Origin of the sequence: Corynebacterium pseudodiphtheriticum (assembly GCF_023509295.1) — a bacterium.
Classification (GTDB): Bacteria; Actinomycetota; Actinomycetes; order Mycobacteriales; family Mycobacteriaceae; genus Corynebacterium; species Corynebacterium pseudodiphtheriticum.
In genome coordinates this window covers 1,734,098-1,757,067 of the sequence record NZ_CP091864.1, presented here as the reverse complement: position 1 = coordinate 1,757,067, position 22,970 = coordinate 1,734,098, and the positions used below count along the sequence as shown (strand labels likewise).

Annotated in this window: 18 protein-coding genes; 6 read left to right on the top strand and 12 right to left on the bottom strand. The window is 56.1% G+C overall.

The window, feature by feature from the left end; genetic code table 11:
• Nucleotide 1: 1 nt before the first annotated feature.
• From L9H78_RS07840 to L9H78_RS07805, 8 genes are all read right to left on the bottom strand, one after another.
• Nucleotides 2-1,510 carry an ATP-binding cassette domain-containing protein gene (locus tag L9H78_RS07840; protein ID WP_249619760.1) on the bottom strand — a complete coding sequence of 503 codons (1,509 nt, stop codon included), beginning with the start codon at nt 1,508-1,510 and terminating at the stop codon, nt 2-4.
• A complete protein-coding gene (locus L9H78_RS07835; protein WP_249619759.1) occupies nt 1,507-2,343 on the bottom strand; it encodes an ABC transporter permease in 837 nt (278 codons plus the stop codon). Before L9H78_RS07835 ends, L9H78_RS07840 begins: the two co-directional genes overlap by 4 nt.
• A complete protein-coding gene (locus L9H78_RS07830) occupies nt 2,340-3,302 on the bottom strand; it encodes an ABC transporter permease (RefSeq protein WP_249619758.1) in 963 nt (320 codons plus the stop codon). Before L9H78_RS07830 ends, L9H78_RS07835 begins: the two co-directional genes overlap by 4 nt.
• Entirely contained in the window at nt 3,299-4,831 is a 1,533-nt protein-coding gene (locus tag L9H78_RS07825) for an ABC transporter substrate-binding protein (protein ID WP_249619757.1), read from the bottom strand. The genes L9H78_RS07830 and L9H78_RS07825 overlap by 4 nt, the downstream gene beginning before the upstream one ends.
• Before the next feature lie 44 nt (nt 4,832-4,875).
• On the bottom strand, nt 4,876-5,928 hold the full coding sequence (locus L9H78_RS07820) for an LLM class flavin-dependent oxidoreductase (RefSeq protein WP_283775197.1): 1,053 nt from the start codon (nt 5,926-5,928) through the stop codon (nt 4,876-4,878).
• Between the two features lie 75 nt (nt 5,929-6,003).
• Nucleotides 6,004-7,407 (bottom strand): branched-chain amino acid transport system II carrier protein, encoded by a 1,404-nt coding sequence (gene brnQ, locus L9H78_RS07815; RefSeq protein WP_249619756.1) that lies wholly within the window; start codon nt 7,405-7,407, stop codon nt 6,004-6,006.
• Between the two features lie 106 nt (nt 7,408-7,513).
• A complete protein-coding gene (locus L9H78_RS07810; protein ID WP_249620766.1) occupies nt 7,514-8,662 on the bottom strand; it encodes a MalY/PatB family protein in 1,149 nt (382 codons plus the stop codon).
• A gap of 104 nt (nt 8,663-8,766) precedes the next feature.
• Entirely contained in the window at nt 8,767-10,650 is a 1,884-nt protein-coding gene (locus L9H78_RS07805) for an ABC transporter ATP-binding protein (protein ID WP_249619755.1), read from the bottom strand.
• Nucleotides 10,651-10,911: 261 nt separating this feature from the next.
• Between L9H78_RS07805 and L9H78_RS07800 the strand changes: the two genes are divergently transcribed.
• Complete coding sequence (locus L9H78_RS07800; protein WP_018121472.1) at nt 10,912-11,475, top strand: hypothetical protein; 564 nt, start codon at nt 10,912-10,914, stop codon at nt 11,473-11,475.
• A gap of 68 nt (nt 11,476-11,543) precedes the next feature.
• On the opposite strand, the gene L9H78_RS07795 is transcribed toward L9H78_RS07800, so the two are convergent.
• Together L9H78_RS07795 and L9H78_RS07790 are read right to left on the bottom strand one after the other, a co-directional pair.
• Entirely contained in the window at nt 11,544-12,875 is a 1,332-nt protein-coding gene (locus L9H78_RS07795; protein WP_249619754.1) for a carboxylesterase family protein, read from the bottom strand.
• A gap of 3 nt (nt 12,876-12,878) precedes the next feature.
• Nucleotides 12,879-13,643, bottom strand: coding sequence for a hypothetical protein (locus L9H78_RS07790; RefSeq protein WP_249619753.1), 765 nt, complete (start codon nt 13,641-13,643; stop codon nt 12,879-12,881).
• 277 nt (nt 13,644-13,920) lie between these two features.
• Here L9H78_RS07790 and L9H78_RS07785 point away from each other — a divergent pair, with 277 nt between their 5' ends.
• The 5 genes from L9H78_RS07785 (at nt 13,921) to L9H78_RS07765 (ending at nt 20,357) form a co-directional block, all read left to right on the top strand.
• Nucleotides 13,921-14,175 carry a hypothetical protein gene (locus L9H78_RS07785; protein ID WP_249619752.1) on the top strand — a complete coding sequence of 85 codons (255 nt, stop codon included), beginning with the start codon at nt 13,921-13,923 and terminating at the stop codon, nt 14,173-14,175.
• Between the two features lie 278 nt (nt 14,176-14,453).
• Nucleotides 14,454-16,283: an AMP-dependent synthetase/ligase gene (locus L9H78_RS07780; RefSeq protein ID WP_249619751.1), complete on the top strand. Its 1,830-nt coding sequence runs from the start codon at nt 14,454-14,456 to the stop codon at nt 16,281-16,283.
• 292 nt (nt 16,284-16,575) lie between these two features.
• Nucleotides 16,576-17,259 carry a hypothetical protein gene (locus L9H78_RS07775; RefSeq protein ID WP_249619750.1) on the top strand — a complete coding sequence of 228 codons (684 nt, stop codon included), beginning with the start codon at nt 16,576-16,578 and terminating at the stop codon, nt 17,257-17,259.
• A gap of 48 nt (nt 17,260-17,307) precedes the next feature.
• Complete coding sequence (locus L9H78_RS07770; protein WP_249619749.1) at nt 17,308-18,420, top strand: thermonuclease family protein; 1,113 nt, start codon at nt 17,308-17,310, stop codon at nt 18,418-18,420.
• 194 nt (nt 18,421-18,614) lie between these two features.
• Complete coding sequence (locus tag L9H78_RS07765; RefSeq protein WP_249619748.1) at nt 18,615-20,357, top strand: HNH endonuclease signature motif containing protein; 1,743 nt, start codon at nt 18,615-18,617, stop codon at nt 20,355-20,357.
• A gap of 28 nt (nt 20,358-20,385) precedes the next feature.
• Here the strand turns inward: L9H78_RS07765 and L9H78_RS07760 are convergent, their stop codons facing one another.
• Together L9H78_RS07760 and L9H78_RS07755 are read right to left on the bottom strand one after the other, a co-directional pair.
• A complete protein-coding gene (locus tag L9H78_RS07760; RefSeq protein WP_249617554.1) occupies nt 20,386-21,426 on the bottom strand; it encodes a CNNM domain-containing protein in 1,041 nt (346 codons plus the stop codon).
• Between the two features lie 3 nt (nt 21,427-21,429).
• Entirely contained in the window at nt 21,430-22,890 is a 1,461-nt protein-coding gene (locus tag L9H78_RS07755; protein WP_249619747.1) for a hemolysin family protein, read from the bottom strand.
• Nucleotides 22,891-22,970: the final 80 nt, after the last annotated feature.

Genomic DNA, 22,970 nt, shown 5'->3' with positions numbered 1-22,970 from the left:
GTTATCGTGCAGCCGCTAGCAGACGGGCGGTGTAGTCGTGAGCCGGATCCTTCCAGATCTTGTCGACGGCGCCAGCCTCCACAATCTGCCCGTCGCGCATGACAATCACCTCATCGCAGATCTGGCGCACTACGTGCAGGTCATGGCTGACGAATACCAACGTTAGTCCGTAATCGTCGACCAGCGAATCGAGCAGGTCGAGCACTTGGGAGCGCACAGAAACATCGAGTGCGGAGACGGCTTCGTCGGCAAGCAGAATATCCGGGTGACCAGCAACGGAACGAGCAATGGAAATGCGCTGACGCTGGCCACCGGAAAACTCGTGTGGCAGCCGTCCGGTGGCATCGGTTGGCAGACCGACTTCGGCCAGAATTTTGACGCTGTGTTCATCGCTGCCACCACCCTCGGCAATGATGCGGCCAATGGGTAGCCGCGGGTTCAGGGAAGAAAACGGATCCTGGAACACCATCTGCACACCGGCTTTGACCTCGATATTCCCGGCGGTCGGGGCCTCTAATCCTGCTATGAGTTTCAGCAGCGTGGATTTCCCAGAACCGGACGCACCCACGATTCCTAGGCGCTTACCTCGGCGCACCTGTAGGCTGATATTGCGCAGCACCGGAGTTGTGCCATAGGCGTGCGCGACTCCCTCCAGTTCGATGATCGGGTCGGCCTTGGCCGGGGCACTGCAGGAACCCCGGGAACTTGATTTTGTGCCTGCCGTGCGGGCGGGTAGCCGATAACGAGACGCCGCCAACAGCTGTTTCGTATAAGGCTCACGCGGACTCTGGAATACCTGTGTGCTTGCACCAAGCTCCACAACGTGTCCGTTGTGCAGCACCAATACGTTGTTGCACATGCGCTGAATAACATTCAAGTCATGGCTGATGAATAACAACGCCATGTCACGCTCGCGAACCAAGCGTTCGATGACACCGAGTACCTCATCCTGGGCAAGGACATCCAGCGCCGTGGTCGGCTCATCACAGATCAGGATGTCTGGATCTTGGGATATTGCCAGTGCCAACAACACCCGCTGACGCTGACCACCGGACAATTCGAAAGGGAAACGGGAAATAAAATCCGGTTCCAGACCCACCTCGGCCAACAGCTGGCGGGCATTGCGGCCTAGTATCCGACCGATTTTCAGCAAAGGATCCAATGCGCTCATTGGTTCCTGAAAAACCATGCCGATGCGTGTTCCACGTAGCTGAACCCAGCGCTTCTCTTGCCTGCGGGCACGCCTGCGCACAGCCAGCATTTCTTCACCATCGACGCAGATCGAGCCGGTAGCTTGTACGCCACGCGGGCACAGCCCCAGCAGGGCCAAAGCCGTCAGTGATTTTCCCGACCCAGACTCCCCAATGATCCCAAGACGCTGACCCGGTCTAAGAGAAAAGCTGAGGTCGTCGACCAGAACCTTATCCCGAGCGTGAACCCGTAGTGCATGCACGGCTAACAGACTTGGTGCCTGCGCCTGGCTCATCGTGCTTTCTTGTGCACCCATCATCGTGTCCTCCAATGTGCTGCACGGCGTGGATCCAGGACGTCGCGCAGGCCGTCGCCAAGCAGGTTAAAGCCCAACACAGTCGTTGCAATTGCCAACCCTGGCCAGACCGCCAGCATTGGGGAAGTACCCAGTTGGGTCTGCGCTGCCTGCAGCATTAACCCCCATGATGGATGCGGTGGGCTGACGCCCAGGCCTAAGAAACTCAGTGCGGCCTCGGCCAAAATCGCCAGGGCAAACGCCACCGACGCCTGCACAATGGCCATCGCGCGAATATTCGGCCAAATATGGCGCCACGCGATCACCAGCTCTGGAACCCCGGAAATGCGTGCCGCCGAAATATAATCTTGCGTGAGAACTTGCAGCGCGCCAGCACGCGCGACGCGAGCAAAGCCTGGCACCCCCGAGACCCCAATGGCCAACATCGCGGTGAGCACCGATGGCCCGAACACCGCTGCAGCAACAATCGCTAACAATAGCGCCGGGAAGGCAAGCAGCAAATCCGCACCCCGCATAATCACCACATCTGTCCAGCCACCGCGCATGGCTGCCCACACCCCGAATGGAATACCCAGTAATCCAGAAATGCTCACGGCAATGACCCCAACGAATAGGCTTACCTGCGCGCCCACGAAAAGACGGGACGCAATATCGCGGCCGAAACGGTCCGTGCCCAACCAGTACTGTGCCGATGGTCCGTGCAAGCGATCAGCCGGCACAGCCTGCACCGGGTCGTGCGGAGTCCAGAACAACGAAACCACCGCCATCACCACGACGACACCTACAATGCTGGCTCCCAAATAAAGGGAGAAATTCTTCTGTACGGCTAGATTCATGATGCACGCACCACCTTGCCACGCCGCAACCGCGGATCAATAAACCGGTAAGCCAGGTCCACACACAGGGTGACCGTTAAAGTGAAAAACACCAACACCATCACCAGCGATTGCACAGTTGGCAAATCCCGGGAATTGACCGCATCCAACAACATGGAACTCAAACCGGGAAGGACAAATACCCGTTCTATGACCACAGCGCTGGCCACTAACGTCGCAAGTTGCACCCCGGCTACCGTCAATACCGGCAGGGTAGCGTTGCGCAGGCCATGCCTGCCTAGAGCCTGCAATTGGGTATACCCACTGGCCCGGGCGGTACGCACGTAGTCCTGTTCGATTACTTCCAACACGGCAGAGCGCACATAGCGCGTCAAAATCGCTGCCTGCACCAACGCTAAAGCCACCACCGGCAACACCAGGCGTGCCAGGAAACCAGCAAAACCATATTCCGGCGGTAACCAGCCACCAGCCGGTAACCAGCCCAAATGCACAGCAAAAATAGCGACGAGCACAACCGCTAAAAGAAACGACGGCACTGCAATGCCCAATTGCACCAGTCCGGACAACACCGCGGCATCCGGCTTACCATGCCGATATGCCAGCCAGGTGCCCACTGGCACTGCGATTGCCAAGGACAACGTCATGGCCAACCCCACCAATATCAGCGAGACCTGCGCACGGTCCCACACCAGGGGAGTGATGTTTTCTTGCGACACCAGCGAAGTACCGAAATCACCGCCGAGCAAACCGGTGATCCAATCGAGGTACTGCACCAGCAATGGGCGATCCAGCCCGAGTGCCGCAGAAAGCTTCGCGACGTCCTCGTCACTAGCAGAAACCCCAAGGGCCACCCGCGCCGGGTTGCCGGGGGCTGCGCGAAGCAACAGGAAAATTAGCACCGATGCTAACGCCAACAGTACCGCGAACCGTGCGAAACCCCGGGCCAGTGCACGAATCATGATGCCTCCCGAAGACGAGCTAGCTCAATTGCATCGGTGACCATTGTCGGCTGCACTCCAGAAATTGCTGGAGAAGAAAGCACAATATTGGGCAAATTTGCGATGCTCAGTGCACCGGCATCTGCCATGATCTGCACGATAGCCTCGGTTATTTCTTCCGCAGGGGCGGAGCTACGTCCTGCGGCGTCGAAAAGCTCGCGGACGCGAGCATTGTCATAGCCCAAATAATAATCTGGGTTGCCGAACATGTGCTCAGTGTCCCGGGCTTCCATATGCGCGATGATGGAGGCCTGATAATCCGCCGCGCCATGCACCTGGTTCAGCCACACCGCAGGAAATTCGACGGTTTCCACCGCCACGTGAAAACCCACCTCGCGCAACTGGGAATACACCAATTCCGCCAGTAATTTCGCATACGGTAGCGACGGTACAGTCAACGTCACCAGCTCTCCGTCATAGGAACTTGCGGCAAGTAATTCTCGCGCACGGTCTGGGTCGAAAGGATAAAAACCGCCAGGAGCAGAGCTTCTGGCAAGCACATCGGTGAACCACGGGTCCGTGGGAGAGACCGGCGCGCCCGCAGTATCGGTGGCATAACCAGAAAAGACCACCTCGCTGGCGGCTTGCCGGTCGATCGCGAAAGCTGCAGCCTGACGCACGAGAGGATCGTCGAAAGGCGCGGCGTTGTTATTCATTGAGAAAATAATCTCGCCATTGGTAGTGCCGATATCGACGTTGATCTCATTATCGAGTGAGTCCAATAGCTCGGGAGCCTGCATTGCCCACACCAGATCGACTTGCCCGGACTGTAAAGCGTTTACTGACGAGATGGCATCGGAAAAATAGCGGATCTCCACCGACGAGCTGGCAGGAGTGCCCCAATAATCATCCCGTGGGCGGAATCGAATTGATTCCCCCGTGGCAAAACTCTCCACGAGCAAAGGGCCCGTGCCGACGGGATCGCTGGCTAATGATTCCACCCCAGTAGGCGACATCATAGCCCCGATAGTGGTGCCCATTGACCACAGCCATTGCGAATCCGGGTGCTCTAGCTGCACGCGCAATGTGTGCTCGTCCAAGGCTTCGGCCGCAGCGACGACATCCATGCCGGACTTCAAACCATTCGTCCACTCATTTTGCACATAATGAATGCTAAAAGCTGCTGTTTCGGCAGTAAAAGGCGTGCCGTCAGAAAACTTCACGTCGTGGCGCAGCTGAAAAACGTATTCGGTGCGATCATCTGAAACCTGCCAATCGGTGGCCAAAAACGGGGCGATCTCGCCTTCGCTATCGATGCGCACCAGGGTTTCGTATACGTCGGGAAGCAATGCGCTCGGTGCCGCAGAACCACCGGCGTTGGTGAAATCAAGAGAGCGTGCTGCAGAGGTGGAGGCCAACACGATCGCATCCGCGTTTCCGGGCCGCGCATAATTGGCGGTGCTGCCAGCGGAGCACCCCGCTACTAACAGGGCAGTGCTAGCTAAGACAGACAACCAGCGAAGGCTGCCGGTGCTGAATCTCTGTGACATTGCAGATGATGCTCAGTTGATGACTCGGGGTTGATGATTTTGAGTTACAGCTTCCACGTATTAGCCAAATGTTGCATGCTAGCCGCTGTGTGCTCGTAGCTTGGGCCTTGTAAGGAAACCATCAACTCGTCAGCAGATGCGGTGGCAGCGAACTCCTGCAGATAGTCACGAACCTCGTCTTCAGTACCCACGGCTGTGTAATGCAGCATTGAGATAATTTGTTGGCCCTGTGGTGAATTCACCAGATCGTCGAGCTGGGCATCGGTAATTTTTGCGCCCCGGGCAGCGAACGCCTGCACGCGTTTTCGTGCAACCTCTTCGAACTGAGCCTGGGCGCGCTCTGTCGTCTCATCAGCAACGACGTTAACTGCAGCGATGACATAGGGCTCGGCAAGATACTCGGAAGGCTGGAAATTCTCGCGGTAGTAGCGCGTGGCATTTTCCAAATGCTGCGGCGCAAAATGCGAGGCGAAAGCATACGGCAGGCCATATTTCGCCGCCAGGGAAGCGCCAAATAACGAAGAGCCCAAAATATAGAGCGGAACGTGAGTGTTCCGGCCCGGAATCGCGACGACTCCGGGCACCGGGGAATCTTCCGGGGCGCCTAAAAAACCCTGCAATTGGCGGACATCATCCGGGAAATTTTCTGCTGCGCGCGGATCACGTCGTAAAGCACGGCCCAAAGTATGCATATCAGTACCCGGTGCGCGGCCGAGGCCAAGGTCGATGCGGCCAGGGTACATCTCAGCCAGGGTTCCGTATTGCTCGGCGATGGAATACGGCGCGTGGTTTGGCAACATCACGCCACCAGCACCCAGCCGAATGGTTTCGGTATGTGCGCCCACATGAGCCATGATCAGCGAAGGCACAGAAGACGCAATCTGTGGCATGTTGTGGTGCTCGGCGTACCAAATACGTGCAAAGCCCAGTTTTTCTGCAGAACGCGCAAAATCCACCGAACGCCTCATAGTGGCGGCGGTGGATTCGCCGGGGTACATCGTGCAGAAGTCGATCAGGGACAGGGGAATGTTGTGCGCGGAATCACCAGAGGTAGTGGTTGGATTAGCGGCAGCGGAAGCGGATGCGGATTCAGACATAGTGTCCGCCAAATTAGTCCGTGTTTATGCTCCGCGCAATGTTGGTTTATGCTCCGCGCAATGTTGCACAAAGTTTTAGGCTTCGTGTGCTGCTTCCTGGCGCACAGGAGATTGTGCTGGGGCTTTACGAGGTTTCGACATATCCAGAATGACACCGATGATTACAGCGACAATAACCGGCAACAGCCAGCCCAAGTTCACGCCGTGCAGTGGGGTCCAGCCGATGATTGGCTCCAGACCCTCGGCGCCTTGGGAAACAGCCACCATGATCGCGGACCATACAACTGCGGTCCACAAACCGAGGCGGAAAGTGAAATAGAACTTAACCTTGCCGCCGAAGATTGGCTCGATCAGAGTCAAGAAAATCAGGGTGATTGCTGGCGGGTACAGGAAGATGATGATTGGGACGGCGATATCCAGCACGAAATCCAGCCCCTGTGCGGCCAGTACCAGGGAGATCACGGTGAAGATGATCGCCCATGTGCGGTAGCCCATCTGTGGGGTCAGTGTGGAAAAGAACTCAGAAGTTGACGAGATCAGGCCGACGGCGGTGGTCATACAAGCCAGCAACACGATGAAAGCCCAGATGATCTGGCCGGGGGTACCCAGTGCGGATTCCGCAGCAGCAGACAAAATTGCAGCACCCGAATCCTGGTCTGCGGCACCTGGAAGCATTTGGCCGATATAGCCCAGGCCAATGTAAATGACGGCCAAGAAAGCACCCGCGATGATACCCGTGGTGATCGTGCCGCGAACCAGCTGGCCGCCTTCGGAAAAACCTCTGGTGCGCAGCGTGGAAATGATGACGATGCCGAAAGCCAGACCGGCGATGGAGTCCATCGTCAGGTAGCCTTCGAGCAGGCCGGTGGTGAATGCGGACTCCGAGTATTCTTCGGAAGCCGTGAGATTTTGCGCATCAAAACCGGTGATCGCAGAGATCACCAGGATAACCAGCAAGATTGTTAAAGCTGGGGTCAAAATACGCCCCAGGGTGTCCATGATGGTGGTTGGGCGCCAGGCCAATGCCAAGGCCACACCGAAGAAAATTAGGCAGAAAACCCAGTTCGCAGCAGTGCCTTCGAAACCCAAAATCGGGGTGATCGCGGTTTCAAAGGATACGGCTGCGGTACGAGGTAATGCATAGAACGCACCGATAGAAAGGTAGGCCAACAGCGAAAAGACCAGGCCGAAGATTGCTCCGCCACGAGCAGCTAGGTCGCGGACGCTGTGACCGGAAATGGCGATGGCGATAATTGCGAGCACCGGCAAAATCACACCAGAGCCGACAAATCCGAGGATCGCTGGCCAGAAGTTTTCGCCGGACTGTACGCCTAGCATCGGCGGGAAAATCAGGTTGCCGGCGCCGAAGAACATCGAAAACAGCATCAATGAACTGAAGATGATGATGCTGATGCCCGGACCGGACTTCGCAGAACCCCGGGAAGAGCCCTGCGGAGCCTGGGTAGCAGCTGTAGCCATAGTGTGTCACCTTAACTTTTTGGGTGAGTAGTGATGAAGAATATTCAGAATACTGTACACAGACCCTAATCAGTGTGCGGTGATGGGACTAACAGATTGCCATATTTTATTCAGCAGCCCGCTTGTCGACGGCTGTTTTGATGCGAGCGATCGCCTCTTCCAAGATTTCCCGCGAGGTCGCGAAGTTCAGGCGTGCGTGCCCAGCGCCACCGGTGCCGAAGTCCGTGCCTTCATTCAGACCGACCTTCGCGTGCCGACGCAACCACTGCGCTGGGGTATCCAGATCGCCTAACGCGGTGTCACGGAAATCTAGCCACATCAGGTAGGTAGCGTGCGTGGCAGAAACCCGCAATCCTTCGACAGCCTCCGGCAAAGCCTGCACAAGCCAATCGCGGGTGGCACGCAGATACTCCACCTGCGCGTCCAACTCGCCACGGGCGTCGCGGTAACAGGTTTGCGAGGCCACGATGCCTAACGTGCCGGTGCCGTCTTTGGCAACCCCGGTCAATTGCGACCATTTTTCGCGGTCTGCGTCATTGGAAAAGATGATCTGCGCGCACTTTAGCCCGGCAATATTCCAGGCCTTTGATGCGGCCGTGACGGTGAAACACACCCGGGCGGCTTTCTCTGAGAGCGAAGCAGCTGGCACGTGCTCGCCGTCGTAGACCAGCGGTGCATGGATTTCGTCGAGTAATAACCGTGCGTCGTAGGCGTCGGCAAGCTCTACCAAGCGGGTCAGGGTCTCGCGGGAAAAGACCTCGCCTAGAGGGTTATAGGGGTTCGACAGCACCAGTGCGCCGGCGCCGTTCTGGAAAGCTTTCTCAATCTCGTCGAGATTCAGCCCACCGTAAGCATCCACCTCGATTTTCTCGCGGCCCGCGGTACCCGGCAGTTCCAGCAGCGGCGGATAAGACGGGGTAGGGATGATGACCGCGGAATCTTCGCGGGTGAAATATTGCAGGCCTAACAAGAGGCCGCGCACTACATCCGCGCACCAGACAATATTGTGCGGGTCGGGCCGCCAACCAAAATAATCGGCGTAAAAATCCGCGATGGACTCTGCGAGGTGCGTGGTGTGCGGTGCGGGTGAATAGCCGAAGGTTTCTGCTTCAACGGCATCCCGGATGCGCTGGTGCACCGGCGCGGCGGTGGGAAAATCACTCTCGGCGACCCACAACGGCAGCACGTCGTCATCAAAAACCGTCCACTTGCGGGTGCCGCGAGCCCGGAGCTGCTCCAGATCCGGGAAGTTCAACTGGGGTTTTTCTTGCTGGTTTAGCTGTTGTTTCTGGTGTGTGTTCATGCATTCCAGCCTAGTGACAGTCGCGCACGAGCTCAGCCGGGAAGCGCCGCTACCACTTAGTTAGTGCTGTCGTGCACCATGCCGTAGCGCTGAAAATGCTGGCGTTGTTCCTCTGTGACCTGCTTATCTGGGTTTGCAGAAACCGATTCTGAAAGCTCCAACAACTGTGCATATATTCCGCCGCTGCGCGCCAATTCCACCGGCGAACCAGACTCGACCACCTCGCCTTTTTCTAAGGTGAAGATCGTGTCCACGTCCGCGATGGTGGACAGCCGGTGCGCGATAATGAGTGTGGTGCGGTCTTTCATCAGCTCTTCCAACCCGGCCTGCACACTGCGTTCTGCCTTGGTATCCAGTGCAGAAGTGGCCTCGTCCAGGATGAGCAGCGGGGCATCTTTCAACATGGCGCGCGCGACGGCAACGCGTTGCTTTTGTCCACCGGATAGGCGCAGACCACGCTCACCGATCACGGTGTCGTAGCCATCCGGGAACTCCGAGATGAAATCGTGTGCATTGGCCCGACGCGCCACCGCAACAATCTCGTCGTCACTGGCATCAGGCTTACCGTAGGCAATATTCTCCCGGATCGTGCCGGAAAACAGGGACGGTTCCTGGAAAACCACGCCGACGGACGAACGCAATTTCTCCGGGCTTAATTCTGCGGTCTCGTGGCCAAGCACGGACACGCTGCCAGCTTGCGGCTGGTACAAGCCCAACAATAAGTTGACCACGGTGGATTTGCCGCCGCCGGATTCGCCGATCAACGCGATCTTGCTGCCCTGCGGGGCCGATAATGAAATATCGTTGAGCACAGGTTTGCCTTCTTCATAAGCGAATTTCACGTTGCGGAATTCGAAGCCGGGCTCGGAATCTTCCTGCTGCAGCGGTGCCGGAACCGCAGGGTTGACCTCTGGGATGTCCGGGGCAGCAATGGTGTTGCGCAGTTGCGGGTTGGCGCTGTCGTCGAGTTCTTCGTCCATGATCCGGAAATAATCCCGGGAGTTAGCCATGGCCTTTTGCGCGGCGTCGACAAGAAACGACAGCATGAACACCGGAGTTTTCGCCATGTTCATCAGCTGAATGAGCATGACCATTTGACCGAGCGAGAAATGGCCTTCCAGCGTGCGCCAAAAAATCAAGGCGTAGATGCCGAAAAACAGCACGGCGGTGGTTAACCCACGCGCAATATCCATCGAATGCCACCAGCGTGATTGCGGGCGAGTGATGGAAACCGTACGACGATAGCCGTTGCCGAAGCTTGCCAGCTCGCGTACTTCCGAAACGAAAGATTTGGTGATTTTCACCTGGCCGATGGCCTCGGCAAAGCGTGAATTCGCCGTATCGATTTCTTCGTTTTTCTCGTGCTCGTAGCTTTGCCACCGCTTAGACGTCAGCGCCGTCAGCCACAGGTACGTGGGGAACAACAGCGCCAACAAGACTGCCAACGGCCAATAATAAAAAATGGTGATGCCCAAAATCACGAACAACTGAATGATGATCGTGAACATGTTGTTCGAGAAATACTGGATAAACTGCGTGACCGCGTGGATGGAACGATCCAGCCGGGCGATAATTGCGCCGGTGTTCTGGTTATCGTGAAAGCGCTGCGGTAATGCCAGCAGCTTCGCGTAGTAGCGCGTCGACAAGATCTGCCGCAGGCGTGCCGACATCATGTCTCCCCAGTATCCGCCGAGGTTGTCGACCAGCACACGCACCGCGTCAGCGGCAAACAGCGCGACGGCTAGCCAGAGCACCGTCGTCAAGATTGCGGAGGGATCGCCACCTTCGCGGATTCCCTCGGCGATCACGTCGGTGGCCTGGCCGACCAAAAACGGCCCGATCATCGAGACCACCGCGACCACGACTGCGGAGACAATAACGCCTAAATACAGCGGCCAGAGTGCCGAGGCGCTGCGCATGATGCGAAATAGGGAAGACACGAAAAATTCACGCTTTCATAAGGGTTTATTGATGAATCAGGGCTACAGAATCTACCATTGTGCCACTGTCGGGGAAGATCTGTTGTGCTGTGGCCGTTCTGTTGTTTCCGCTCTGCTGCGGTGCGTGGTTATTCCTTTCGGTTACCATAGACGGGACGTAGGAAGACATAAGACACTCGGGCGGTGAGCCCCGCCGGGGTCTCCGGCCCTCACAGTTACCTAGCAGGTGCTGAGAGGCAGTGGAAAGGCAGAGGAAAACCAATGGTGAAACCAATCGCGAAGCCACAGACAACGACGCGGGCCTGGTTCGTCGGTGTCCTTGGCACCCTGGCGTTGGGCCTGGCGGCCTGTGGGGATCCGAATGGTGGTAGCAGCGCAGACCCAGCCAGCACCATTGAGGTGGAAGAAACCGAGGAACCGGATTACAAATCCAAAGATGTCGATCCGATCAGACCCGACAACGTCAATGCCCAGGTAGAAGACCCAGGCTACGGGGTGAGCTTCACTTACCAAGGCGCGGTGTCGGCCTCGAATGGTGGCACGGTGGTGACCATCGCTGTGCGCAACGACAATGATGTGACCCTGCCGCCGGATGCGTTCGACGAGCCGACCCTGGAAACCGGCAACGGCGGTGGAAATTACAGCAAGGTGGATTTATTGCAATCTAACCCAGAGGACGGCGAGGCGCTCGGCGGGTTGGATCTGCCGCTGGGCGTTGGCGCCACGACGAACTTGCAGTATGTCTTCGACACCACCCCTGGCGCGCTGTGGGATGCGCGCCTGACCATAGGCAACGTGGTGTATGAAGGAAACCTAAGCAACTAGTCCCTGGTGCCTGGTGGCGGGAGTCCAGCATCTAGTGCCTGGCGCGCCGGGGTCGTTCCGTTCTAGCCTTACTGCCCCCGGGATTCCGTAGGGAAGTATTCGGCCAACCGTGGGATTCGGGATTCTGACATGGTGGCTTGTCCAGTGCCGAAATCCAGCCGCCAGGTGCGCCCTGTGGCCGAATAGCTGTCAAAGCCGGGGTTACCGGTGCGGGCGAACGACAATAAAGCCTCGTGCAGTCGTCTGCGCCCGGCAGGTTCACTGGCGCTGTCATTGGCGCCGTCACTGACACCAAATAAATACGTGATATCAGAAGAATGCTGCACGGCACCCGCGGTGCTGCGGTAGTATTCGGACAACCAGACTGGCCCGGTGACCTTGGTGACCGCGCTGGCAGCCCAGCGTCCAATCAGAGCATCCGTGAGCAACCGGCCCATTGGGCGGTAAGGATCCAGCGCGAGCGCACCTTCCATCCAACCGTCAAAATTACGGGAAAGTTGCAGATCCCGTGCGGCCTTTTTAAACAGTGCTTTGGAGCCTGGCACACTGCGCACCCACGGTTTGCTATCGGTGGCCGCCAGCGGGTGGTGGTGAAATTCATCGTGGGTGGTAGATACCCACAGTGGGACGTCGGCAAGCTCGCCCAATTCGCGCAAGTCGGGCCCTAACGCGACGTCATTAATGTGTAGGTATTTGAAGCGCTGGTAGCCGCGGTCGAGTTTTTTCTGCGGCAGTTCGGCCAAACGGCGGCGAGTCAGCGGTACTTGCATCGCCATGCGCAGGGTAGAGGTGCGGGCCTCGATTGGTTCACGCGGTGAGGCCGGCGACATGACTATCGCGCGCCGGAAACCGCCCCGATAATGATCCGGGCGGCAGAGCCACAGCACTAAGTTGGCCCCAGCGGATTGTCCGGCCAGGGTAACGTTGGTGGGATCACCGCCAAAAGATTCAATATTGCGCTGAATCCATTCTAGGGCCAGTAGACAGTCGTGCACTCCTCGGTAATGACCGGGGGCGTCGTTATTGAATCGTGCAAAACCAGGTAATTTCTTACGGTAACCAATATTGACCTGCACGCAGCCAGCCTGCACGTTGGCTGTGGCATCGTGGCGCGGGTCATCGTGTGAACCAGTTTCGAATGATCCACCGTGGATAAACACGATGACCGGAAGATCGTCGCGATCGTGGGCATCGGCCGGGGTTGCGACCGTCAATGCCACAGCATCTGGGGCGGGTGTGCTGGCATCCACATCGCCGTTGGCAGTACGCAGTTCGGCGTCGTCAAATTCCCCGAGGAAGTTCGCATACGGAATGGAATTAAAGCGCCGCACCGTGTGGTTGTTGCTCCAGGCCCCGGTGATCATGCCAGTGGGAGTAACGACGTGTGGTTGTGATGTCATAAACTAAGACACTAGCTTTTTCCAGTTAGGATCGTTAGCGATGTGGGAGGGATCGTCCTGGATGGCTTTCTTCTCCGGGAAAATGATTGGGGAGTAAGGAAAATTATTCTGCAAGAACTCAGATTTCCAGGGGAGCTTTACTTTGATGTAAAACATATCTCTACTGCGCACAGTATATTGAGGAGAATAATGCTGAGTAATGTTGCCTTCAAGATCTTGGTGATAAGAGGTCTCTCGTGGAGAAATTATTCCACGTTTATAGCACCGCAATAGATGCCTAATATAATCCTCATCGAAAGATGCAGCATAAGGCGCTAACGAAAATAGGTCGAAATCTTCATCTGACCGATTATCAACTTTCTCGTTTAGTTCGTCGAGGGTGGTTATGTTCTGTAAGGGTTGGTTGAATCGTTCCAGAAAGTAATCAATCCGTTCTTCCTGTATTTGTTTGCCCAGAGCCCCTGCGCGTAACAATAAAGAGATTTCTTGTTTTTCCCTGTTTTGCTTCTCGCAAGCTGTTGGAGGTGCAACTATCATGATGTATTCGCCTAGCTCGATGAGGAAATCTGAATCAGGGGTTTCCTCATCGAGCAGTGCGTGACCTTGGGCACGTGTGGTATAGCCGCATTCGAACATGCACCGACTGGATGTCCATCGCGGAGCTAAATCCACGACGCAAATCCGTTCGCTCCGATCCAGAAATTTGCTCGTGTAAGCCTGAATATCTTTCGTGGTGCGAAAATCTGGGTAATTTGCGGAAATAGACATAAAAATTACTTTCTTCCTATACATTTGGTTTCGCGGGCATGCGCAGTTTCCGGGGGCGGGGGGCCTGTTGCGAAAAGGTGTCGTTTTAACATGTGATCCCTCATGTCTCTTTGTTATCTGTATCTCAGCTCATTCAAGTATGCCAGATGAAACACATTTGGTGTGGAAATTTACAGATTTATGCCAGCTGTTTGGTGAAGCCGTAATGCTGGCGAGGGTCTAATTGGAGGCATTGCGCCCTTCCACCCTGTGGGGCACTGTGTCTAGAATGAACGCAATGGACGATGCACTGATAACCAGCACATCGATAGCTGGGGGAACTCTAACGGGAGTAACGCAGATGCTGGTATCGCTATCGCCGTGGTTGCAGATGCCGATTGTCGTGGTGGTCGCCGGTGTCGTGGCGGCGGTGTTGGCGACGGTAATCGTGCGCGGCTTGAACTTTGTGGTAGCTGCCTGGTTGTCATTGCGGGGTAACGCACGTGGCAAGCTGGAAGCGAAGGCACAGGGTAGCCAGTCGGCAACTCAATGACGGAATGAGCGGTAAAAAGGTTAGGCTAGTGGCATGGCGAAGCAGAAGAAGTACCCGCGTTCTCGTGTGCGTTTTGCACTTATTACCTTGCTGGTACTGATTGTCCTGGTGTATTTGTTTAGTCGTATTTAAATCGCTGTTAGCTACGAGTTTCAGTTGAACGGCCCGGTATGCGGGTGTCGGCCCGCACTAGCACGTCCGACTTCGAGGCAACGCGGGGTGGGGAGTACAGTTGCCCTGAGAGTAAGTGGAACGGCGCGTAACTACCTAGGAGAACTGTGCGAGAAGCCTTCAGCCCCGCGAAATACACCATTGAACCAGGCCAGACATTATTGACCCTGACTATCGATGCGGTGAAAGCCCAGCCGAAAGCAGAGATTTTCAGCCGTCCGAAAAACCACACTTGGGTTTCGGTGTCGCGCCAGGAATTCCTCGATGAGGTCTACGCGGTGGCCAAAGGACTAATCGACGCCGGGGTGGAACAAGGCGATCGTGTGGCGCTGATGTCCAATACTCGCTACGAATGGATGCTCATCAATTACGCCATCTGGGCCGCCGGTGGTGTGGTGGTGCCGGTGTATCCGTCGTCGTCCCTGTCGCAGGTCCAGTGGATCATCGAGAATTCCGGCGCAGTGCTAGGCATTGGTGAGACCCAAGAACACACCGAGATCCTGCGCATGTTGCAGCTTGCCGACGACGGCGAGCCGCGTGTGAAAGATTCCACGTCGCAGATGCGCTCGTTTTTCGAAATCAACGACGGCGCAGTCGATGTGTTGCAAGCGGCGGGCAAGACTATCGATGATGACGTCGTCGACAAGCGCATAGCTGCGACAGCGACGGATGATGTGGCTTCACTGGTCTACACCTCGGGCACCACGGGGCGGCCAAAAGGCTGCATGTTGACCCACCGCAACTGGAATGCGCAGATCCTAGGGCTGCTTAGCAATCCGATTGGTGGGATCGCGCGCCCCGGCAAACACGTGTTGACCTTCTTGCCGCTGGCTCACGTGCTGGCGTTTTCAGTGTCCGCAGCTGCGATGATTAGCGGGGCGACGCAGAATTTTTGGCCAGATTTTGCGACCTTAGCGACGGAATTTCAGCGGTCCAAACCAAACCTGATCCTGGGCGTGCCACGGGTATTTGAAAAAGTTCGCAATGGTGCGCGGGCGAAAGCACATGATTCTGGTGCTATCCAAGGAGCATTGTTCGACCGGGCAGAAGCGACTGCAATTGCTTATTCTCGTGCGTTGGATACAGAAAAAGGTCCATCGCTGGCGCTGCGCAGCGCCCACAAAGCCCTGGATAAATTGGTGTTGTCCAAGATCCGCGCTGGCATGGGCGGCGAAGTTGATTACTGCATTTCTGGCGGTTCAGCAATGAGCCCGGAATTGATGCACTTCTTCCGCGGAATTGGAGTGCCGGTGTACGAAGGCTACGGTCTGACAGAAACCGCGGCGGCAGCGACAGTGGATTTCGAAGAGCAAAAAATCGGCACCGTGGGCCCTCCGCTAGGGGGAACCCGTGTGCGTATTGCACCAGATGGTGAGCTGCAGTTGGCCGGAGACTTAGTCTTCGCGGGCTACTGGCGCAACGCGGAAGCTACCGACGAAGCCTTCGACGGCCAGTGGTACTGCACCGGTGACCTGGGTGAGATTCTGCCTTCCGGGCACGTAAAAATCGTCGGTAGGAAGAAAGATTTGATCGTGACTGCCGGAGGAAAAAACGTCGCGCCGGGTGGAATGGAAGACGGCTTGCGTTCGCATCCGCTGATTTCGCAGGCGCTCGTCGTCGGGGATGGTAAGCCGTTTGTCGCGGTGCTGGTGACCTTGGATGAAGAAGCACTGGGGCGTTGGAAATCGCAGCACAACATTGATGCCTCCCGCAGCGTGGCGGACGTAGCGCACGATGCTTCACTGCGTGCAGAGATCCAGGACGCGATTAATGCGGTGAACGCCACGGTTTCACACGCAGAAGCGATCAAAAAGTTCTACATTCTTGACGACGACTTCACCGAGGAATCCGGCGAGTTGACTCCGACGATGAAAGTGAAGCGCAACGTGGTTGTCCAGCGCTATTCGGAGGTTCTGGACAAACTGTATTCGCGGTAAAACGCGGAATCGTGGGTTGCGTATTTCGGCACCGTGAAAGCCTGCCACCAGCCCCTTTCGAAGCCAGTCTGCCGCAGCCGTCGGCAAGCTTATAATCTGCTGAGTTTTTTCCGGCGAGTCGAACCGTTTTTGCGCCGCTGCTGCAATAGGCTACAGCGCAGAGAAACTCTCAACCAGTACTTCAGGTTGCGAGGTTTGCGGGCTGCCTTGTGCAGTGTTGTGAGCCGAGCTTCGAGTGCGGTTGAGGATTAGGGTATTCGGTCGCGACGGTCTAGAAGGAGGCAGCCCCCTAATGCGCAAAATCGCTGCTGAGCTGCGCCATCGTGAGCTCACCCAAGAGGTGTACAACATTGGCGACGAAGTGGCCGAATACATTGAGCACGTGATCGAAGCGATTGAGGATTACGACGCGGAGCTCGTCGAGGATTGCTTGGCGGAGTTGGCGGAGATCGTGGAAGATGCGCGCCGTGATTCCCGGGACGTCGTTGGTGAGCTGATTGGTTTGCGGCAGGCGTTGGTATCCGGGGTAGCGTCGGGAAGCATCTCTGCGGCTGCGGATGGTATGAAGCGCTTGCGCGAGCCCGAAGCGGTGACGGCGGATTTGTTGGAGGCGTTTTTCCCACTGTCCGGCCCACCGGTCGTGGTCAATGAGCTCGTGCACACCCTGCACGAGCGCACCACACACACCGTGGATTTCCTGCGCGAGTTGGTGGAATACGTACTCGAACAGACTGAGGCCGTCGCCCGCGATTTGGATGCAGTTTCGCTACCGCACCTATACAACAAAGTTGGGCGGATGGCTGCGACGGCGGCGCATGCGTGGGAAACCACCGCGGTTTCTGCACACCCTGCTTTTGCCCGCAGCATGCGTGGGCGCAAACCACCGGAATTTTTGGAAGAGCGCGCCCGCATCGACCGGATCGTCGCCAAGGTTGCCGCAAAGCGCGCGCGGTTGCGCGCCGCAAGCGTAGGCTAGCGGAGCGGGGATTGGTGCATTGGGTTGCATTGAGTATTGAGGGGTTTCATGGGAGTTGGAAGCACTATTGCTAAGACGGCGCTGGTGGCGATTCTCGCAGCCGGAGGAATTGCTGTGGCGACCGGGGTGGTGCTGGGGAGCCCGACTACGGTGACTAAAATTGTTGACGGCGATACGATTGATGTCGAAAGTTCAGGCGAAACCACACGTATTCGGCTATTGAACATAGATACGCCGGAAATTGGTCGCGGAGGTAAACCATCGGAGTGCTTGGCTGAAGAAGCCCGTGATTTCCTGGAAACCCGGTTGCCTATCGGAACTGAGGTACGTCTTGAGTTCGATGAAGAGCGCGAGGACAAATATGGTCGAACTCTGGCAGGAGTCTTCCTGGACGATTCGTTGATAAATGCGGAAATTGCGGCAGAAGGCCTTGCTGTGCCAATGGAGATAGCTCCCAATCGGCGTTTTTATCAAGAAGTCTCTGCGGCATCCGAGCAGGCGAAGTCTGCGAACAAAGGTATCCACAGTGTTGGCCCTGAATGCTATACCGCTGATGCCAAGAATTTTGAGGAATTGGTGGGGGCACAACAAAAGCTCAATGATATTGAACAAGATTTTCAGAGCGTAGTCCATGGAGATTTGGATCTAACGCGCATTAAGAAAGCGCGGAAAGAACTGGTTGGGGTTATTGGGGTGCTCGGTAGCTTAGACCACAAAAAAGTCGAGCAATCCGATTTTCAACGCGCTGCTTATGGAGACCTTTTCCGGGATGAGGTGCGTGAGCTACGTAGTCGTGCGAGTGAACTGAGCACAGAGCTAGATGTGGTATTTAGGGAGCAAAAACAAAAGCTACGCGAGGAACAAAAACGCGAACGGGAGTTGCGCGCTGCAGAAGAGAAATCTGAGTTGGAGCGCGCCGCAGAAGAACTCAAACAATCGTTTGACAGTGGTGTGTATGAAGCTCCGCAGCAGAGCCTACAGCCACAGCCCGCTCCGACACCTCAGCCGCAGACATCAAATCCCGCTCGTGGTGGCGGTGGAGGCGCTGATGGATATACAGGATGTCGAGCCTATGGCGGAAACTATGTCTTAAGCAATATCGACAGTAAGGGACAGCCATATGCCAAGATTGATTGCACCACCAAGCAGCAGATTGGTTAATTGAGAAGACAGGCTCACCCGAAAATTACGCACTGTAAAGGAAATCGAGAACAGTGCGTGAGATTCAAACATATGTTCCTATTTTGTGCTGGTCGTTGCGCCGTATGTGACAGGGTCCGGCTAGCTTATAACTAAGTAAGAACGACCAACGCATTCGACGGGGTTGGATGCCGAATATGCCCGCCGGGGGAAACATGGCTGAGTCCACGACACCTAACGATGCTGATGGGGCGCAAACTCCCACTGCTTATTTCACGCATTGCAATCCGTATAACCGGCAAGCTGTGGCGATGTTGGAGTTACGGCGGCATAAATATTTAGTGTGGGAAAAAGCCGTTGAGCTTAATGCTGATGATTATGATGAACTGCAGACCCTGTTGGTGGCTGATAGCGGTGAAACCACTGCCCGAGTGGGAGATATCATCAGTGCTTTTTACCGCATGAGTGATTTGCCGAAGCTGCATGCGCTTGCAATGAAACTGTGGCATTTGGATATTGAGCATTGGATGGCTATTGATCGGGCGATGCATAAAGCAGGTGATACTAGCGCGCAGATCTTTTCTGTTATCGATGACCTTTTGGTTGATTTGTTAACTCCGGTAAAGCCTGCCCAGCAGATGGTTACCAAACGTACGATTAGTAACCGGATTAATCGGGAGATTGAAGCACTTGATTCCGCGGTGCGTACAGATAAAACAAATAAGTCACAGACTTCCCGGAAACCCTATGGGGTAGAACATATCCCTGCATGCGTGGCCAATGGGCATGATAGTCATGTGTTTCGGTTTGATACTGATGCTGCGACTGCGGTTGAGATTGATGCGCATATTCGTAATTATGCAAAGCAGGCTGGTATTTCGTTGCGTGATGCCACCGTGGAGTTGTTGTTAGGAAAAGCAGAAACTTCGGTGACGTTGAATTGTTATCGGGCTACAGATGTAGACGATGCTCCGTTGTTTGTGGCTACTGATACCGGTGATGGGGTGGCCACGGTTTTTGCTGAAGCGGCTGATGTTTTAGCTGCTCGGGCGGGTAAGCATTATGACATGGATGCGGCGATGGGCGCTGTGGTGTCTGGTTATGCGACTACTCAGGCGATGCGTTCGGCGGTGGCTGGTAGGGATGGGCATTGTCGATACCCAGGTTGTAATAGGCCTGCCACGGTGTGTCAGATGGATCATGTGGTGGAATTTGCTGCTGGTGGTTTAACATCGCCGAGTAATGTGATCTCTTTGTGTCAGCATCACCATAATATTAAAACTGATAAACGTGTCCGGCCTATTTTTGAGCCTGTGAGTGGCAGTGTGGTGTGGTTGTTTGCGGATGGTTCGTGGCAGTCGACTGAGGCTGATGGTCCGTTGTCTGTTTCGAACCGTAGGTGGGTGCAGTCGGTGCAAGAAAAGATGGATGGCCACCGGCAAGCAGTACGTGAGGAGGCAAAAGAACAAGCCCGCCGGTTGGAAGAACAAGAAGAAAAGTGGAACCGGAAGCAGCAAGCCTGGCAAGCTAAGTGGCGCCAGGAATGGAAAGAAAAATATGGCAGAGAATACCGCGATCCGAATGATGACAGTGGTGCGGAGCGCGATGAGTATGGGGCGTATAAGTTTAAGCACCCCTGGGAGAATTTCTGTGAAACTTGGGGTGTGGGTTCCTCGGAATTGGCCGAGATGTCGGCGCGGATGACGAAAACGCAAGAGGAGCAGCGCTGGGCTAACAATATCTCCCACTTGGAGCGGACTTTAGTGGATCGTGATTTTGCTTTTGTGACGATTCCGAAGTGCCGCAGGCAGGTTGAGCGTATTCGGGAGGCGATTGCGGTGCTGCGGGACAATGGCCCCGGTTCTGATGCGGATGGTCCGGCTCATGAATCGTCGTATGATTTCAGCAAAGGTAAAACGAATGCACATACCACTGACCCGGGCGAGCCACCGTTTTAGGAAAAAGCAGCGGCGTGCAGCCGAAATTCTAAGCCTCGCGCTCCAGCTGTTTCGTGATCTCCGGCCATAGCTGGCCCATGATGTCGTCCCAGTTCAGAATCCACAGCGACTCGCTGTTGTTACCGCGGCCAACGACCACGATTTGCTCGCCAAGTGCGCGCATGTGCTCGATGGCGTGCTGCACCTTCGTGGAACCAGCCAGCGACAAGGCTGGGCGGGCGACATCGGCGGCTGGACTATCTGGGTCCTGTAGCAACGTATCCCGTACGTGCACTACCCGGGGCACGGCAGATTCCGCATCCGAGAGCACCACGCGCAAACGGTTCATCGACCGGCTAGCCTCTTGCACATCACGCACCGTCGCATCATGCGGCAGGGGAGTGATCTCCACGCCATGTGCCCGGGCCAATGCCGAAACCGTGGAGTTCTCCAATTCAATCACACCACTGATCTGCTGCGCGGATTTCTGATCCATCGCACCTGTCTGCCCGGAATGCTGCACCAACGTGCGCAAGGTATCTGTGTCATAGCCCTGCGCTCCAGCACGATCCACGGGCTGCACACCCGTAGCAGCCACCAATTTATTCGCGATCAGGTTGATCCATTTCAGCAGCGGTCGAAAGATCCAAATGAATCCGCGAGCTGGCAACGCAATGACCCGTACAGCAAGCTCCGGGTGCGCAATTGCCCACGACTTCGGCGCCATTTCACCAACCACCAGGTGCAAAAACGTCACCAGCAGCAAAGACACCAGAAACGCGATGGTGTCTGCCAGGCCGCCGGAAATCCCGACAGCCGCAAACACAGGCATCAGCAAATGATGCATCCACGGTTTGGTGATGGCACCCAACGCAAACGTCGCCGCAGTAATACCCAGTTGCGCGCCAGCCAACATGATGGTCAGCTCATTCAAACTCCGCAACGCCGCGCGCGAGGCCGCCGACGTTTCCGCGGTATCCTCCAGGCGGTGCCGTCGCGCGCCCATCAAGGAAAACTCAATGATGACGAAGAACCCGGACAACACGACGATCGCCAGGCTCAGCGGGCCAGCGATATACCATTCCTGCATTGTCTAGCCCCTCTCAGCTTGTCGACGATTGTTAGCTGCAAGATCTGTGTCCACCGCATCCTTGTTCGCGCGGGCGCTGCGACCGCCTTCGCCTTCTGCGCCCTCGAACTCCTCAACTAATTCCAGTGACAAACTCGATGGCACGTGCCGCTCTACCTCGTCCACGGTGATGATCAATTGGCGGTTCGGTGCGGCATCTGCATCTACCCAGTCTTCGGGCTCTGCATCCAACTCAATGGTGTGAGTTTCGCCCTCTTCCACTAATGAGCCCACTTGTGCAATCAGTAATCCGGCGACGGTCTCGTAGTCGCCTTCGGGCAGGTCGTGCCCGATGGCGCGTTCCACCTCATCCAGTGGGGTGTCGCCATCAACGGTCCAGTGATCTTCGGCGGTTTCGGTAATCTCTTCGGATTCTTCCAGGTCAACGTCGTGCTCGTCGGTGACGTCGCCCAGAATTTCTTCTGCCAGATCTTCCAGGGTGACGATGCCGACGAAGCCGCCGTACTCATCAATCACACAGGCCATTTTCTCGTCGTTTTCCTGCAGCTCGACGACGACGTCGGGAAGCGGCATCAGCTCCGGAACCACTAGTGATTCGCGCATGAGCTCGGTGGCCAACGTGCTATCAGGTTTGTCGGTCAGCAAAATATCCGTTAGATGCACCACGCCGATCGGGGTGTGTTCGTCGTCGATGATGGGGTAGCGGGTGTGCGCGATTGCCATGAGCTCGCGCAGTTCGCCGAGGGTGGTTTCGGGATCGATGACGTCGACGCGTGAGCGTGGGATCATGGCGTGTTCGACATCGTGGTCTGGGAAATCCAGCAGGCGGTCGAGCACCATGAAGGTCTCGTCGTCGATATCACCGGAATCGTGGGAGCTTTCCACGATGGACTCGAATTCTTTCGTGGTTGCAGAAGTATCAATATCGGCGACTGGTTCGATACGCAATAGGCGCAGCAACGCGTTGGAAGAAAAATCAAAAAATTTAATGAGTGGCCCGAAGATGCGCAGGTACCAGGCCGTCGACCGCGACAGGAACAATGCCGATTCCATGGGGGCGGCTATGGTGTAGTTTTTCGGCATTAACTCACCGAAGATCATTTGTACGATTGTGGATACTGCCAGGGCTGCTACCGTACTGATGGCCACGGCCGTGGTCACGGATAGCCCGGTGGCGCTCAGCAACGTGCCGAGTGATTCACCGACCAGTGGTTCTGCCACATAACCGACCAACAAGCCGGTGACGGTAATGCCTAGCTGGGCGCCGGAGAGCATGAATGAGGTGCGATTGGTGATCGCCAACGCTCTTTTGCTGGCTTCGTCGCCGCGTGCGGCATTGGTGTGCAACTGTGCGCGGTCGACGGACATGAAAGAAAACTCTTGGGCCACAAAATAGCCATTGGCCACGATGATGAGAAAAATCACCGCTAAGCCAAGAATGAGGAAGAACACCGCACTTAGCATGATCCCACCACCTGGGATTTAGCTGGTTTAGATAATTGTTCGTGCGGGGCGTCGATACTTCGACTCGGAGGCTCCACCAT

What these genes read in the sequence shown, in the direction of transcription:
- L9H78_RS07825 (WP_249619757.1), bottom strand. Translation starts at nt 4,831, where the DNA reads ATGTCACAGAGATTCAGCACCGGCAGCCTTCGCTGGTTGTCTGTCTTA.
- L9H78_RS07835 (WP_249619759.1), bottom strand. Translation starts at nt 2,343, where the DNA reads ATGAATCTAGCCGTACAGAAGAATTTCTCCCTTTATTTGGGAGCCAGC.
- L9H78_RS07790 (WP_249619753.1), bottom strand. Translation starts at nt 13,643, where the DNA reads ATGTCTATTTCCGCAAATTACCCAGATTTTCGCACCACGAAAGATATT.
- L9H78_RS07770 (WP_249619749.1), top strand. Translation starts at nt 17,308, where the DNA reads ATGGGAGTTGGAAGCACTATTGCTAAGACGGCGCTGGTGGCGATTCTC.
- L9H78_RS07800 (WP_018121472.1), top strand. Translation starts at nt 10,912, where the DNA reads ATGGTGAAACCAATCGCGAAGCCACAGACAACGACGCGGGCCTGGTTC.
- L9H78_RS07775 (WP_249619750.1), top strand. Translation starts at nt 16,576, where the DNA reads ATGCGCAAAATCGCTGCTGAGCTGCGCCATCGTGAGCTCACCCAAGAG.
- L9H78_RS07785 (WP_249619752.1), top strand. Translation starts at nt 13,921, where the DNA reads ATGGACGATGCACTGATAACCAGCACATCGATAGCTGGGGGAACTCTA.
- L9H78_RS07755 (WP_249619747.1), bottom strand. Translation starts at nt 22,890, where the DNA reads ATGCTAAGTGCGGTGTTCTTCCTCATTCTTGGCTTAGCGGTGATTTTT.
- L9H78_RS07765 (WP_249619748.1), top strand. Translation starts at nt 18,615, where the DNA reads ATGGCTGAGTCCACGACACCTAACGATGCTGATGGGGCGCAAACTCCC.
- brnQ (WP_249619756.1), bottom strand. Translation starts at nt 7,407, where the DNA reads ATGGCTACAGCTGCTACCCAGGCTCCGCAGGGCTCTTCCCGGGGTTCT.
- L9H78_RS07795 (WP_249619754.1), bottom strand. Translation starts at nt 12,875, where the DNA reads ATGACATCACAACCACACGTCGTTACTCCCACTGGCATGATCACCGGG.
- L9H78_RS07760 (WP_249617554.1), bottom strand. Translation starts at nt 21,426, where the DNA reads ATGCAGGAATGGTATATCGCTGGCCCGCTGAGCCTGGCGATCGTCGTG.
- L9H78_RS07830 (WP_249619758.1), bottom strand. Translation starts at nt 3,302, where the DNA reads ATGATTCGTGCACTGGCCCGGGGTTTCGCACGGTTCGCGGTACTGTTG.
- L9H78_RS07840 (WP_249619760.1), bottom strand. Translation starts at nt 1,510, where the DNA reads ATGATGGGTGCACAAGAAAGCACGATGAGCCAGGCGCAGGCACCAAGT.
- L9H78_RS07820 (WP_283775197.1), bottom strand. Translation starts at nt 5,928, where the DNA reads ATGTCTGAATCCGCATCCGCTTCCGCTGCCGCTAATCCAACCACTACC.